Genomic DNA, 14,796 nt, shown 5'->3' on the forward strand with positions numbered 1-14,796 from the left:
TAGGAGGGAAATGAAGAATGGCAATTCGTGAAAAATTATCAGGTAACGAGGCTGTAGCCGTTGCTATGAGACAAATAAATCCTGATGTAGTAGCTGCATTCCCAATTACGCCATCAACAGAAGTGCCTCAGTACTTCTCAGCGTTTGTTGCAAACGGTCAAGTTGATACAGAGTTCGTACCTGTTGAATCTGAGCATTCAGCCATGTCAGCATGTATTGGTGCTGGAACAGCTGGAGCTAGAACAATGACAGCAACATCCGCTAATGGTTTAGCATTAATGTGGGAGATGCTATACATAGCTGCATCTTGTAAAATGCCAATGGTATTATCCGTTGTCAACCGTGCATTATCAGGACCAATTAACATCCACAATGATCACTCTGACTCTATGGGTGCCAGAGATTCAGGTTGGATTCAATTATATGGCGAAAATAACCAAGAAGCTTATGATAACTGTATCATGGCCGTTAAGATTGGTGAACATGCAGATGTTCAATTACCTGTTATGAACTGTTATGATGGCTTTATTACATCTCACGCTGTTGAGAACATTGAACTTATTGAAGATGATAAAGTAAAAGCTTTTGTTGGTACTTACCAAGCGAATAACTTCTTATTAAATAGTGATGAGCAAATCGCTGTTGGACCACTTGCTATTACAACACACTACTTCGAGCACAAGCGTCAGCAAGCAGAGAGTATGAGAAATGCTAAGGCTGTTATCTTAGATGTAGCAAAAGAATTTGAAGCCATGACAGGTCGTTCATATGGTCTTTTTGAATCTTATAAAATGGAAGATGCAGAGCGAGCAATTATTGTCATTGGTTCAACTGCTGGTACATCCAAATTCGTTGTAGATGCTCTTAGAGCAAAAGGTGAAAAAGTAGGTTTAATTAAACTTAGAGTATTCCGTCCATTCCCAGCAGAAGAATTAGCAGAAGCTCTTGCAAATGTAAAAGCTGTTGCAGTTCTTGATAAGTGTGATGGATTTAACGCAAAAGGTGCTCCATTATTCACTGAGACACTTAGTGCATTATATTTAGCGGATGCAAAACCTTTAACAGTTAACTATGTGTATGGTTTAGGCGGACGTGACGTAAGAACAGACAATATTGAACAAGTATACGCGGACTTAGCGGAAATCGTAGCAGCTGGTAAAGTAGACGGACCTTACCGTTACTTAGGCGTAGTTGAAGCTTAGAATAATTGGAGGTGAAATAGAAGATGGCATATAATTTAAAAGAATCAACAACAAAACCAGAGAGATTAACTGGTGGACATAGAATGTGTGCTGGTTGTGGTGCGCCTGTAGTCGTACGTACAATCCTTAGAGCACTAAAAGAAGAAGATCACGCAGTCATTGGTGCTGCAACAGGATGTTTAGAGGTTTCAACATTCTTATATCCTTATACAGCATGGAAAGATTCTTTCATTCATTCAGCTTTTGAAAATGCTGGTGCAACAGTTTCTGGTGCAGAGGCTGCTTACACAGCAATGAAAAGAACAGGTAAGATTGATGATACGTATAAGTTCATCGCTTTCGGTGGAGACGGTGGTACTTATGACATCGGACTTCAATCCCTTTCAGGAGCAATGGAGAGAGGTCATGACATGGTTTATGTATGTTATGATAACGGCGCTTACATGAATACGGGTATTCAAAGATCATCAGCAACACCTAAGTATGCTGATACAACAACTTCACCAGCAGGTTCAGTGGTACCTGGTAAGCAACAATTTAGAAAAGACTTAACAACGGTTATGGTTGCACACGGTATTCCATACGTTGCTCAAACTGCTCCAATGAAAAACTTCAAGGACTTATATGAGAAAGCTGAAAAAGCAATCTATACACCAGGTCCAGCGTTTCTTAATGTATTAGCGCCATGTCCACGTGGATGGCGTTACGAGACAGATCGTTTAATGGAGTTATGTGAGATTGCTGTTGATACTTGTTTCTGGCCAATGTTTGAAGTGGTTAATGGTGAATACACATTATCTTACAAGCCAAAAAACAAGCGTCCAATCAGTGATTGGTTAGAAGCCCAAGGAAGATTCAAGCATGTTGCTAAGAATCCTGAAGTCGTAGCTGAAATTCAAGCAGAGATCGACGCACGTTGGGAAAGATTATTAAAGCTTTGTGGTGAAGAAGCTTAAGATATATTGTAAAAACATCCAATGACCTTATGGCTATTGGGTGTTTTTTATATACCAAACATCCATCGGTTATGTACATAAAAAATTATATTTCATTTCTAACGATGGTTCTTTTAGCAAATAATGGTTGACTTAATCTGTGTAAAGGATACAATAATATTAACGTTGGGAAAATCTATAACAAACAGGGTGGGTCTATGAAAACAATAATTAGTAATCAATTGTATCAACTATTCGAGCACTATAACTATCAACAACTACCAACAGATAGCGAAAAAGTAAAGATGTATGGAACATTTCACGGTGGGTGCTTATACCTCATTAATGTGATCCAGTTAGATGATGATTATGCTTATCATAAAGAACGATTTATGCATTATAAAGAGATTACCAAGAAGCAATTTGGACATGTGGATGCCAGTAAAATTATCTTACTTAATCTCCTGATTACAAACAACCCAATGGCCATCTATGAAGATGTGAATTATATGCCTAATTTTGATGACGAACTGATTGATATTCAATGGCTTATTCATGAAGATAAACGACAACTCATTATTCCTAACGAACAAGTGAAACATGCTTTAGGACTAGAAAAAACAATACCAAAGCTCTTTAACAATCAAGAAGATATAACACATAAAAATACGAAGATTAAAAAGGATCATCAAGTACCTTACTTAACCTATGCTTTAATACTCACCAATATGGTTTTCTTCCTTGTCCTTGAACTGTCAGGAGGCAGTACAAACCTTAATACGCTCATACGCTTTGGTGCCATTAATTCCATTACCTTCTTTCGTGGTAACGAGTACTATAAACTTATTACATCCATGTTCTTGCATATTGGTGGCGCTCATTTACTCTATAACACCTTTGGGCTTTTTATATTTGGTTCACGACTGGAATTGTATATGAAGCCTTGGCAATTTCTCACCACGTATTTAGGTGCAGGTATTTTGGGTGGTTTACTCAGTGTAGGGATTCATCATATGTCCGATCAATTGGTGGTAGCTGCTGGTGCATCTGGTGCCATATACGGTATCATGGGTGCGTTATTGGTCTACTCATGGGTCTATCGACGACAATTTGATGGTTTAAGCACCTATACAATTCTTCTCATGTTAGTGATCGGTATTGCCATGGGGGCGGTGACACCAGGCGTAGGGAACCTGGCTCACTTAGGTGGTTTTATTGGTGGAGCCCTGATTACCTATGTACTCACACGGCTAAAAGTTGCATAACCACAAAAACATTTATCAACCATCTTTCATTCAACTTTTATAAAATAAAATATTAGCAAGCGTCCAGTGAATAAAAGTCACCCTCAAAGAGAAAAATAAGGATACAATATCTTTTTGCGGTGGTGAAAGCATGTTTTTTAGTAAGGAAATTTTGCAACAAGATTCTAGCATATTATACGACGATAAAGAAATTATTGAAGTACTACAGGACTATTACAAGAACATCATTAAGCAGGAAGCTTCAGAAGATCAAGAACGAGACAAAGCATTCCATATAATTTTGAGGTATTGTCACAAACAGTATAAAAATCATCTGATATCAAGCCTTGAGCAAAATTTTTATGATCATTTTATACTCACGTTCATGCCTCGATATAGCTTGACGTTGACAGAAAAAGAAATGCGTGTCTTAATTAAGGAGATGGGTAGATTCCTGGAATTTATTAACACCTATCATGGTATGGACTTATACCATCAATATAGGAAAAGTATGACAAGTAATCTTGATGAAGCCCTAAGAATTTTTTATATTACAAGGAATATCCAGAAACATACAGAATCCCCAGTCCTATGCCTTAATCCTATGATTATTGATATGAAGTGCTATAAGCAGAAGAAAAGCCACAATCAGATATCAAAGCGTGAGGTATTTGAGCAAGGGTTATTCGAGATTATCGATAAGATTGGCGGTGTTGTCATCCTGCGTCATTTAAAATCACCGTCTGGGAGCAGCTATATTAAAATCAAAGTGGAAAATTCACTTGCAACCCATATGCGTGGAAAAGATGTGTTGAACATGCGTATCAAAAAAAGATTTTTTTATAGTACATGGGATATTATCCATCTTAAGGATTACTATTCCTATAAGGCTTATGATCATATTAAAACTTGTTTCTAGTCATTAAGTAGGGATAGATATGTTCAATTGCTTATGATATAATGAATATAATTATCAGAATTATGGAGCAGTCATTTTAAATGGAAGTTTATGATGACTGCTTTTAGAAAATAAAACGATGACAGGAGTAGAGGGAGGACATATGGATATCATTATTATTTATGGTGGTAACGGATTAGCAGATGATTTATCACTGGCAGCCACTAAACGTATACATACGGTATTAAAGGAATTAGAAGTTAATGTAAAAGAACATCATCTAAGCTTTGACGATAAAACCGAAGAGATTCTAAAGGAAATCAAGGATAGTCAAGGGGTGGTCATGGCCACAACCGTTGAGTGGATGGGTATCGGAGGACGGCTACAGACTTTTTTAGATCGTTGCTACCATGCAGGACAAAAAAGTGTATTTGCAGGTAAATACTTAATGTCTGTTGCATTAACACAAGTAAGTGGAGAATGTGATGCAAACGTCTATCTACAAAAAGCATGGGATATCCTTGGCGGACGAGAAGGGATAAGTTTATATGGGCGAGTAGAAAAATTTGTTGATATCGAAACAGACCAGAACATAAGGTGCATTATTGATAAAAAGACAGAGGATTTCTATCGCATCATTAATCAAAAGCGTCAATGTCTTCCTAACAGCATGAACAGCATACCTCAATCTTTAGATGCTTCCCATGCAGCTGCTACAGCAGAAAAGCATAACCTTTTCAATCAAGTGGTTAGTGATGATACCCCATTGCAACAAGCCCTTGAGCAAGACCCAATAAAAATGAAGCAAAGAAAAGACATAGAAGAACTTTCAGATTTGTTTAATACCAAGTTACAGACAGAAAGTGTTGTAACAGGGAACGCCAGTAATCATTATCTAAATAAATTGGAACAAGCTTATGTAGGACAAGACCAAGATCTACATTGTACCTATCATATCTGTCTTACCGATAAGCCAAACAGTGATATGGTCCTAAAAGTACAAAATGGTAAGCTCATGACATACATGGGTAAAGAGCAAATGGCCCAAGTTGTAATGGAAATGGATAGCATTACATTGGAACGTATTGTAACAGGTAAGCTTACTGCTCAACGAGGGTTCCTGACTGGACAGCTAAAGGCAAAAGGCAACTTTACATTACTCTACGAATTTGATCATTTATTTAAGCTGCAAAAGTAGATTTTAAAGCATATATGGTTATAAAACAATTAAAACTAAGGCTCCTACCTTAGTTTTTATTATTCTGTATATACATTTGAACAAATACTTTTCCATACCGAGGATCATCCATGATACCGATACCCACATAATTATAGTCTGTGCTTATTATATTCGTTTTATGAGATGGACTATTCATTAAGGCGTTATGAGCAGCCTCAATGGTCTGATTACCTGCTATATTTTCGCTGGCTGCTGTGTAATGAATGGAGAAATCCTGGAGCATCTTGAAAGGAGAGCCGTATACAGGGGATTCATGACTGAAGTATTGTTTCGCCGATAATTCTTCCGCTTTGATTCTGGCCACACGCATTAACTCCATATTTACTTCATAAGCTGGTAATCCTGCTTTTTTACGCTCTGTATTGATAAGATTCACCATAAGGGCTTCTTCTGCTGTAAGAGGACCAGCATAAGGGTCAGGCTTAGATGGTGTTTCTATAGGGTTATAATAAGCATATACACGTGTATACGTGCTGGATATAAGACCCACAGAACCGTCTTGCATATGAACCACATACCAGCCTTCTAAGGTGCCAAGCACATGAAGAACATGTCCTTTTGATACAGAGCCGATTTTCTGATAGGCTGTACTGGGACCTAGGCGTACATTGAGTTTATGAGCGGTTATTTCTACCTGTTTCACATTCGTCCATTTGAATACATAGGACGGTGCAGCAGATGAACGTATTGAAAAAGTAAGTGAAATTATCATGATAAAAGCTAATAGTAAGGCTTTTATATTCTTTCTCCTTCTTCCCATCCTGTCACTTCCTTCCAATATTATTATGGAAGTTATAAGAAAAGTCTATGCAATTTCAGCAGTGGTAATATCTAGTAACTTTCCATAACAAACATGTTGAGTTAGAAAAAAATGAAGGATAATATTTTGCTATGATGACGAGTATATATTATAAGAGAGAACTAAGCAAAGGTAAAGAGGTGGGGACATGGAAAAGCCTTGGAATCAATCCGATAAAGCTATAAAAAAAGAACAACACGCATTATTATACGAGCAGCTAATTGATGATGGATGTGATCTCTATAGAGGCTACAAAGTCATCCATTGTCATCTTGGTACTCATATAACCAAGAGTATTGCACAAGATTTAATGCTTCTGAAATTAACCCAATGTAAAGCCGTGATGCGTATGTATCATGAATTAAGTTCTGAGAAATATATGAGTAAGAAAATCAATATAAGAGGGGAATATTGGTTAACTGAGATGTTCGCATTAGAAAGTAAATATGCAGAGAGTTTGAATCATTTATATGCCAATACAATGGTCAGTGAAAAACAGTTTCAAATTATGCAGCTCATTAATAGCGAAAACTTATTGCTATTCCAATTATTGTACTTGCAAAGGCTGGTTGGTATCAACTGGAAGGCTGATAATAAATGATGTACCTTCGCCTACTTTACTTGTAACATCGATTTGTCCACCGTGTTGTTCAATGATAGCCTTCACGATAGGCAAACCAAGTCCTGTACCATTTTCCTTGTAGGTGACAAATGGCTTAAAGATATGTTCCAACTGCTCGTCGCTAATACCAGAGCCTGTATCATGAATGGTAACCAAAATAAGCGTATCTAAATATTTAGCATCAATAGATACAGTGCCGTTTTTATCTGTTGCTTCAATGGCATTTTTTATTAGATTCATAATGGCTTCTTTCAGCCTTATTTTATCGCCCAGAATATTTGGCAAGTCTTGGGGTTTGGTTAAGTAAAAATCAATGTTCTTGTTATAAGCTGATGAATAAAAATAAGTGGCTACGGAATCCAGAAGGGTACCCATGTTGACGCAGTTTTTCTGAATATCATACGTGCAGTTTAATGTTTTGAAATCATTTAATAAAAGACATATATAGTCCAATTCATCGAATAATGAATGCCAATGTCGATTATCCTTAACCTCAGGCGTTTGTACTTCAATCAGTTGAAGTGTGCTGCGAATAAGAGAAAGGGGATTTTTAATTTCATGGACTATTTTTGCAATTATTTCTGGTGTTTTAGCCTCTTGGTATAAGTTAATCCAATTATCAAGTAATACAGAAAAACTCTCAAGCATGTTTTTCTCTAGATGGTTCATGGTTTCACCTCCCGTCGGTATTATTGTATCAAAGAAAGACAAATAATACAATCAATATTCCAAAAAATACATCAAAAAATGGCAAAAATATTGCCATACACAAAAGTATATTAATTTTGGGAAATATAGCAATAATAGATGAATAATAATTCAAAAATTGACAAAAAGGTTCGATGGTCCAAAAAGCCTATCATTTTGTAGCATGATAGGACTATGGGGGAAGTAAATATACGCACTTAGACCTAAATGAATAACAACAAGTCAATAATGAAGTAAAATATTGGAAAAAACTGTGCAAAATTATCCTTGAAAAATATTCAGATATAGGTTAGTATAAACTAAGCAAGCTTAGTCATTAATCAACCCAAACTAGGTTTTTGTCAAAGTATATTGTCCCAAGGATATATAGGACTCCCTATAAGACAATAAGCTTTGGGAAGGAGAAATTATGATTAAACAAAATTGTTTATTCTGCAATGTTGCCAATGGAAATATGGCGTCATCTACCATATTCGAAAACAGTGAGTTCCGTGTTGTTCTCGATCCATTTCCAGCATCAAAAGGGCATACATTGATTATTCCAAAAGAGCACATAGAGAATATCTATGAGTTGGATACAGAATCTGCATCACGTTTATTTGCACTAGCGACTCATATTGCTAAGGTACTTAAGAACATCTATCAATGTGATGGACTTAATATCATACAGAATAATGGTGAAGCTGCTGGTCAGACGGTATTTCATTTTCATTTACACCTTGTGCCAAGATATAAGGACGATCATGTGACCATTAAATGGGATACACTAAAAATGGATAAAACAGAATTGGATGAAATGGCTAGTCAGATTTCCATCAACTTATAAAATGGACTACCATGTCCTATCAGTGAATGAATATTGCATATATAAGTAAAGCACTTTAGATTGAAATAATCTATAGTGCTTTTTATGCTATATAGGAAAATAACTTATTATATTCTTTTAACCTTTAAGTGATCATTAACACTTTTTAATCTTGAGTCATTAGCGTTTGTATAACATGTATAATGTTGCTTATACCATTACCTGACTTACTATGGGCCATATGGGAGATATAGTCACGCTTTTTGTTATAAGTTGAATCAATGGCATCCATAAGGTTAGCTGCTGTCATATCTTCCTCTTGGAGCACATGGCTGTAACCATGATTTTTAAAAGATGTGGCATTAAGAATCTGATCACCACGGCTGGCATTGGCAGGTAGTGGAATAAGTACGTTGGGTTTTCTAAGAGCGAGTAATTCCGATATGGTATTAGCACCAGCTCGGGATATGACCACATCACTCATGGCTAACAGGTCAGCCATTTCTTCATGAACATATTCAAATTGCTTATAACCGTTTATATGAAGGAGGTCTTTGTTAATGTTTCCTTTACCGCATAAATGGGCCAGTTGATATTTTTTGAGGATGTGCTTAAGGGAATGGTGTAGTACTTGGTTAATTCGTACGGCTCCTAGGCTGCCTCCTGTCATGAGTAGTACGGGTTTTGAGCTATCAAACCCACAAAGTGACAAACCTCTATGACGTTCACCTTGAAGGATTTCCTCACGAATAGGCGTTCCTGTTAACACGGCTTTGTTTTTTGGTAGGTGTTGCAATGTTTCTGCAAAGGTGGTACATATTTTTGTTGCAAAATTAATACTTATTTTATTGGCTAAACCTGGTGTCATATCGGATTCATGAATAATGGATGGTACACGGTTTAATTTTGCACCGATGATGACAGGCACCGTAACAAAGCCGCCTTTGGAAAAAACAAGGTCCGGCTTTAATTTTCGTATAAGTTTTGTGGCTTGGCCGACACCTTTGACAACTCGGAATGGATCGCTGATATTTTTTAGGTCGATATAGCGACGAAGTTTGCCAGAGGATATGCCGTAGTAGGGAATGCCTTCTTTCTCTACCAGTGTTTTTTCTATGCCGTTGTAGGAGCCTATATAAGCAATATCGTAACCTAATTTTTGTAAGTGGGGGACTAATGCTAAATTTGGTGTTACATGCCCTGCCGTACCTCCACCTGTTAACACAATTCGTTTCACTTTTTTAACCTCCAGTTGTCTTCATTTCTCTCTTGCTTAAGTCGGTTTACGTATAGGATTGACATAATTTATGTGCATTATGAATGTTGGACAAAAAAATATAGGGTATATGGTTGGTTCTACTATAGTGTATGTTAGTATTATTATCTCGTTAATGGTGGGGGTTGTCAATATGAAAAGATTGTGGTTGATAAGATTGTCCTGTGGGTCAAGGTGCTGTTTGGCTGCATACGGATGGGGCTAGTGGGGGTGGGAGGATATCATGGGTTAAGCTTTTCGGTCACGCTAAACGTCCTTGTTTAGGGTGACCGCGCTCACCGTCCGTGGTTTGCTTGTCGCTTAACCCATGATATCCTCCTGGGATGTTGACGTTGTACGCAGGCTTACAGGACCTTTCGGTGGAGGGGGTTTTTGGGTTGTGGTATGGAGTGGTATGGATTTTGTAAAATTGGACCAAAAATTTTTGTTAGGCAGGGTTTGTGGAATGGTGTATAGAATAAAAAAATAAAAAATTTTATATACAGGGGGTTGCATTCGTTGGGGAGATGTCATATAATGAGGGTATAGAAAACCTTTTCTATTGGAGGTGGGAGAGTGGAGCAAAAGAGGGCAACTATTGGGGATGTGGCCAAGAGGGCTGGTGTTTCTATAACGACTGTTTCCCGTGTTTTGAATAAGAATTATCCTGTGAAGGAAGCGACACGGCAGAAAGTGGAAGAGGCTATTGAGATATTGGACTTTAAGCCTAATCTATTGGCTAGGGGCTTAATACATAATAGAACGCAGACCATTGGCATTCTTACGCCTAGTATAGAAAACCTTTTCTTTTCTGAAGTGGTAAAGGGTATTGATAGTGCTATTAAGGCTAATGGGTACACGGCATTCCTTGGTAATACGGAGGGGGATTCGGATCAAGAGAAGTTGATGATTGATAATATGAAGAATCGAAGTGTGGATGGTATTATTGCCATTAATCCTCGTACCAATAATATTAAGTCAGGGTATTATGAAGCCCTTAGTAAACAGATACCTTTGATCATTATTAATGGGTATAATCGGGGTATTCATTGTAATTATGTGTTGAATGATGGTGAGGTTGGTGCATTAGAAGCTTTCAGATATTTGTATGAATGTGGCCATCGTGAGATTGCTTTTCTTAGAGGTCAGGTGAGTTATTCCTATGATGTGAAGGAAGACATGTATAAGCAGTTTTGTAAAGATTATCATCTTACCTATCGTCATGAGAACATTTTGGTTGTTGAAGATGGTAATGGTTTGGAAACGGTAGAGCAGTCTAAGGCTTTGGTAGAGCAGATACTAAGGAAGCAAAGTGGATTGACAAGTTTATTTGCTTGTAATGATTGGATGGCAGTTGGTGCATTGAATGCCGCTAAGTCACTAGGCATAACGGTTCCGGATGATTTTTCAATTATTGGGTTTGATAATACGATTATTAGTCAGATTACGGAACCTCGTTTGACAACCGTTGACCAGAGCATGAGCAGGTTAGGTCAGATATCGGGGAAACGCATATGTGAGCTGATAGAAGGCAAGAGTAGTGAGAATAAGAAAATTGTAATTGAGACGAAGCTTTTAAAACGAGAGAGTGTTGGGCAGGTAAATCGCTAAGTTAAGTTTGCAAAGAGTAGCTTTCATTAAAAAGGTGTTGCGTTAAAGGTAATGCATTATATATTCAAGGTAGGTGATGACATCTATGGGTGAATTTGTTAGTGTTTTACAATCATCAAGTATTATTTTTTTAGCAAGTATTGTTCAAGGGAGTGTAGGATTTGGTTTTGCACTTATTGCGGTACCTTTGCTTACTTTCATTTTACCTATGAAGGTCATTGTACCTATGGTGGTTGTTTATAGTTTGATTACCAATATAATGGTAATGATAACAGCTAGGCGACATATACGGTTATCACAGATATGGATCATGATTTTTTGTGGTATTGCAGGTATTCCAATGGGTATATTAGGGTTGAAACATTTGAGTCCAGAGGGATTGAAAGTGATGCTTGGTTTACTTATTTGTATCACAGCCATATCCATGGCTAAGGGGTATCGGGTGAAGTTCAAGCGTATGAAGATGGCTTATGGTGTAACAGGTTTTATCAGTGGTGTTTTAAATGGAGGTTTATCCATGAGCGGTCCACCTATTGTGTTATTCCTTAGTAATGAAGGATATGATAAGCATGCCTTTAGAGCTAATCTAACGGCATATGCCACTATTACTAATAGCATTACGATTGTCATGTTTATATGGCACGGTTTTTTAACGGTGGATATGGTAAGTATGATGGGTTCTAATATAGTAGCCTTGTTAGCAGGCGCTGTTGTAGGGATTAACGTAGCGAGAAAGATGGAAGAGAAGTATTTTAGGAAAATTGTACTAATGTTATTAATAACGGTAGGAGCCATAACAATAATAAAGGCTGTTTTGAATAGTTGACATGTATATAAAACATAAAGTAAAGCACATATTTTATAATAAGAGAGGAAGGTTAAGATGCAAGGACAGATGGTTGAGAAGTTTTTAAAAATATACGGTGGTAGTGAAGAAGGTTTGAAGAAGTATTTTGCGCCTGGTAGGGTGAATCTTATTGGTGAGCATATTGATTATAATGGCGGGTATGTCTTCCCATGTGCACTTGATTTTGGTACATATGCAGTGGCTAGAAAGCGTGAGGACAAGGTGGTACGCTTTGCTACCCTTAATTTTGATCTTAGAGTAGAGATTAACGTGGATGTGATTGAATATGAGGAAGCTCATGATTGGACCAACTACCCTAAGGGTGTTATGAAGATGTTTAAGGATAAAGGTCATGTGTTAGGTGGATTTGATGTTCTATATTATGGTAATATCCCCAATGGTTCAGGGTTATCTTCTTCAGCGTCTCTGGAAGTATTAACAGCGGTTATTGTGAATGATTTATTTGACTGTAAGGAAGACATGATTGAGATGGTGAAGATGAGCCAAAAAGCAGAGAATACCTTTAATGGGGTTAATTGTGGGATTATGGATCAGTTTGCTGTAGGGATGGGTAAGAAAGATCATGCGATTTTATTAGATTGTGATACGTTGGCATATGATTATGCGCCCCTTGTGCTTGATGGGTATAAGATTGTTATTGGGAATACGAAGAAGCGAAGGGGGCTTGCAGATTCTAAGTATAATGAGCGGCGTTCGGAGTGTGAGTATGCACTTGGATGTTTGCAGAAAGAGTTGGATATTCAGCATTTATGTGAGTTAGATATGGCTGGTTTTGAAGCAAACAAGCATCTAATCGATAGGGAGATTCCTAGAAATCGTGCGGAGCATGCTGTGGCGGAGAATGAGCGTGTGAAGAAGGCGGTTGAAGCGCTTAATACTGGAGACATTGCGACATTTGGTAAGTTGATGGATGCGTCTCATGTGTCCCTTAGAGATTTGTATGAGGTGACTGGGGTGGAGCTTGATACCATGGTTGAGGAAGCTTGGAAGATTGATGGGACCGTTGGTGCTCGTATGACGGGGGCTGGATTTGGTGGTTGTATTGTGAGTATTGTGAGGGAAGATTGTGTGGAGAGTTTTATTGAAGAAGTTGGGAAGAGGTATGAGGAAAGGATAGGGTTGAAGGGTGAGTTTTATGTTGCTAGTGTGGGGGATGGAGCTGGTGTTATAGGGTAGGTTGGTATTTGGGGTGTGCAAGACGGTGTAGGGGTATAGATCTAGGCATATGGTGTCTGTTAAATCGTTGGGGAAGTACTAAGCTCTCTGCGCAGCATATGGCTAAACTTTAGGAACTCCCGTTGGTCAGACACCTAAAGTTCTTAACGCCATATGCTGCTTCGTTCGCTAAGTGCTTCTGGCCAAGGATTTAAAGGTCACCATATGCCTAGACCTATACCCCTACTTGGCTAGAGAGTTGAAATGGAAGAGTGTTAGAATGGATAAGTGTTAGGAAAATAACGCCAAAGGAATAAGAGATTTAGAGTTGGAGATGTGTGGATATTTATCCAGCGGAGCGGATAAATTGGATGAGGTTTGGTGGATTTAGAGTCATCATGTGTGGCTATGAAATAAAATTTTAGTTAAAAATTACTGTTAGAAGGGAGATATGTGTTATGGCAATTTTGGTTTGTGGTGGAGCTGGGTATATTGGTTCTCATACGGTAGCTCGGTTGATAGAAAAGGGTAAGGATGTTATTGTTTTTGATAATTTGCAGAAAGGACATAAGGAGGCTGTTCCTGAGGGTGTGGCTTTGTATGTGGGGGATCTTAGAGATCCTGAGGCTTTAGATAAGGTTTTTGGGGAGAATGATATTGAGGCGATTATTGATTTTGCGGCAGATTCTCTTGTAGGAGAGAGTGTGGGAGAGCCCCTTAAGTATTATCATAATAATGTGTATGGTACCATGTGTTTATTGGAGAAGATGAAAGCGTATGATGTGAAGTTTATTGTGTTTTCTTCTACGGCAGCTACATATGGTGAGCCAGAGCGTATCCCCATTGTGGAGACAGATAGGACCATGCCAACGAATCCTTATGGTGAGACCAAGTTATCGGTGGAGAAGATGTTGAAGTGGAGCGATCAGGCTTATGGTATGAAGTATACGGCGCTTCGGTATTTTAATGCGGCGGGTGCTCACGCGGATGGTCATATTGGTGAAGATCATGCGCCAGAGTCTCATTTGATACCGATAATTCTACAGGTAGCATTAGGGCAGCGTGAGAAGATTTCTATATTTGGAAGTGATTATCCAACGAAGGATGGTACGTGTGTAAGGGATTATATTCATGTGACGGATTTAGCGGATGCACATATTTTAGCTCTAGAACGGTTGCAAAAGGGTGGTGACAGTGCTGTGTTTAATCTGGGTAATGGTACAGGATTTTCTGTGAAAGAGGTTATTGAAGTGACTCGAACAGTGACGGGGCATCCGATTCCTGTGGAAGAAGCGCCAAGACGTGCTGGTGACCCTGCTACCCTTATTGCTTCGTCAGATAAGGCCATGAAAGAGTTAAACTGGAAGCCCGCTTATAATGGTTTGGAGCAGATTATCGCCAGTGCTTGGAAATGGCATGAGAGTCATCCTAATGGCTATGCAAAATAATGACCA

General features: G+C 38.2%; 14 protein-coding genes. 11 read left to right on the top strand and 3 right to left on the bottom strand.

The window, feature by feature from the left end; all coding sequences use genetic code 11:
* Positions 1-17 precede the first annotated feature (17 nt).
* The 5 genes from porA to HZI73_RS02780 all read left to right on the top strand — a co-directional run bounded on the left by porA (position 18) and on the right by HZI73_RS02780 (position 5,477).
* Positions 18-1,202 (top strand): pyruvate ferredoxin oxidoreductase, encoded by a 1,185-nt coding sequence (gene porA / locus HZI73_RS02760; RefSeq protein ID WP_212696733.1) that lies wholly within the window; start codon positions 18-20, stop codon positions 1,200-1,202.
* Between the two features lie 23 nt (positions 1,203-1,225).
* Positions 1,226-2,158: a thiamine pyrophosphate-dependent enzyme gene (locus HZI73_RS02765; RefSeq protein WP_212696734.1), complete on the top strand. Its 933-nt coding sequence runs from the start codon at positions 1,226-1,228 to the stop codon at positions 2,156-2,158.
* Between the two features lie 197 nt (positions 2,159-2,355).
* A complete protein-coding gene (locus HZI73_RS02770) occupies positions 2,356-3,402 on the top strand; it encodes a rhomboid family intramembrane serine protease (RefSeq protein WP_212696735.1) in 1,047 nt (348 codons plus the stop codon).
* Between the two features lie 151 nt (positions 3,403-3,553).
* A complete protein-coding gene (locus HZI73_RS02775) occupies positions 3,554-4,300 on the top strand; it encodes a hypothetical protein (protein ID WP_212696736.1) in 747 nt (248 codons plus the stop codon).
* Between the two features lie 142 nt (positions 4,301-4,442).
* A complete protein-coding gene (locus HZI73_RS02780) occupies positions 4,443-5,477 on the top strand; it encodes an SCP2 sterol-binding domain-containing protein (RefSeq protein ID WP_212696737.1) in 1,035 nt (344 codons plus the stop codon).
* Positions 5,478-5,526: 49 nt separating this feature from the next.
* Here HZI73_RS02780 and HZI73_RS02785 read toward each other — a convergent pair whose 3' ends face one another.
* A complete protein-coding gene (locus HZI73_RS02785; protein WP_212696738.1) occupies positions 5,527-6,279 on the bottom strand; it encodes a CAP domain-containing protein in 753 nt (250 codons plus the stop codon).
* A gap of 187 nt (positions 6,280-6,466) precedes the next feature.
* Between HZI73_RS02785 and HZI73_RS02790 the strand changes: the two genes are divergently transcribed.
* Positions 6,467-6,919, top strand: coding sequence for a hypothetical protein (locus HZI73_RS02790; protein WP_212696739.1), 453 nt, complete (start codon positions 6,467-6,469; stop codon positions 6,917-6,919).
* Here the strand turns inward: HZI73_RS02790 and HZI73_RS02795 are convergent.
* Positions 6,866-7,609 (bottom strand): sensor histidine kinase, encoded by a 744-nt coding sequence (locus tag HZI73_RS02795; RefSeq protein ID WP_212696740.1) that lies wholly within the window; start codon positions 7,607-7,609, stop codon positions 6,866-6,868. The genes HZI73_RS02790 and HZI73_RS02795 overlap by 54 nt on opposite strands.
* A 448-nt stretch (positions 7,610-8,057) precedes the next feature.
* On the opposite strand from HZI73_RS02795, the gene HZI73_RS02800 reads away from it, so the two are divergent.
* Entirely contained in the window at positions 8,058-8,474 is a 417-nt protein-coding gene (locus HZI73_RS02800; RefSeq protein ID WP_212696741.1) for an HIT family protein, read from the top strand.
* 145 nt (positions 8,475-8,619) lie between these two features.
* On the opposite strand, the gene HZI73_RS02805 is transcribed toward HZI73_RS02800, so the two are convergent.
* The gene (locus tag HZI73_RS02805; RefSeq protein WP_212696742.1) at positions 8,620-9,690 is read right to left on the bottom strand and encodes an undecaprenyldiphospho-muramoylpentapeptide beta-N-acetylglucosaminyltransferase; all 1,071 of its coding nucleotides are present in this window, start codon (positions 9,688-9,690) and stop codon (positions 8,620-8,622) included.
* 594 nt (positions 9,691-10,284) lie between these two features.
* On the opposite strand from HZI73_RS02805, the gene HZI73_RS02810 reads away from it, so the two are divergent.
* The 4 genes from HZI73_RS02810 (at position 10,285) to galE (ending at position 14,790) form a co-directional block, all read left to right on the top strand.
* Complete coding sequence (locus HZI73_RS02810) at positions 10,285-11,319, top strand: LacI family DNA-binding transcriptional regulator (protein ID WP_212696743.1); 1,035 nt, start codon at positions 10,285-10,287, stop codon at positions 11,317-11,319.
* An 85-nt stretch (positions 11,320-11,404) separates the two neighbouring features.
* Positions 11,405-12,145: a sulfite exporter TauE/SafE family protein gene (locus HZI73_RS02815; RefSeq protein ID WP_212696744.1), complete on the top strand. Its 741-nt coding sequence runs from the start codon at positions 11,405-11,407 to the stop codon at positions 12,143-12,145.
* Between the two features lie 57 nt (positions 12,146-12,202).
* On the top strand, positions 12,203-13,363 hold the full coding sequence (locus HZI73_RS02820) for a galactokinase (protein WP_212696745.1): 1,161 nt from the start codon (positions 12,203-12,205) through the stop codon (positions 13,361-13,363).
* A 437-nt stretch (positions 13,364-13,800) separates the two neighbouring features.
* Entirely contained in the window at positions 13,801-14,790 is a 990-nt protein-coding gene (gene galE / locus HZI73_RS02825) for a UDP-glucose 4-epimerase GalE (RefSeq protein ID WP_212696746.1), read from the top strand.
* Positions 14,791-14,796 lie beyond the last annotated feature (6 nt).

The sequence above is a fragment of the Vallitalea pronyensis genome (genome assembly GCF_018141445.1).
Lineage (GTDB): Bacteria > Bacillota > Clostridia > Lachnospirales > Vallitaleaceae > Vallitalea > Vallitalea pronyensis.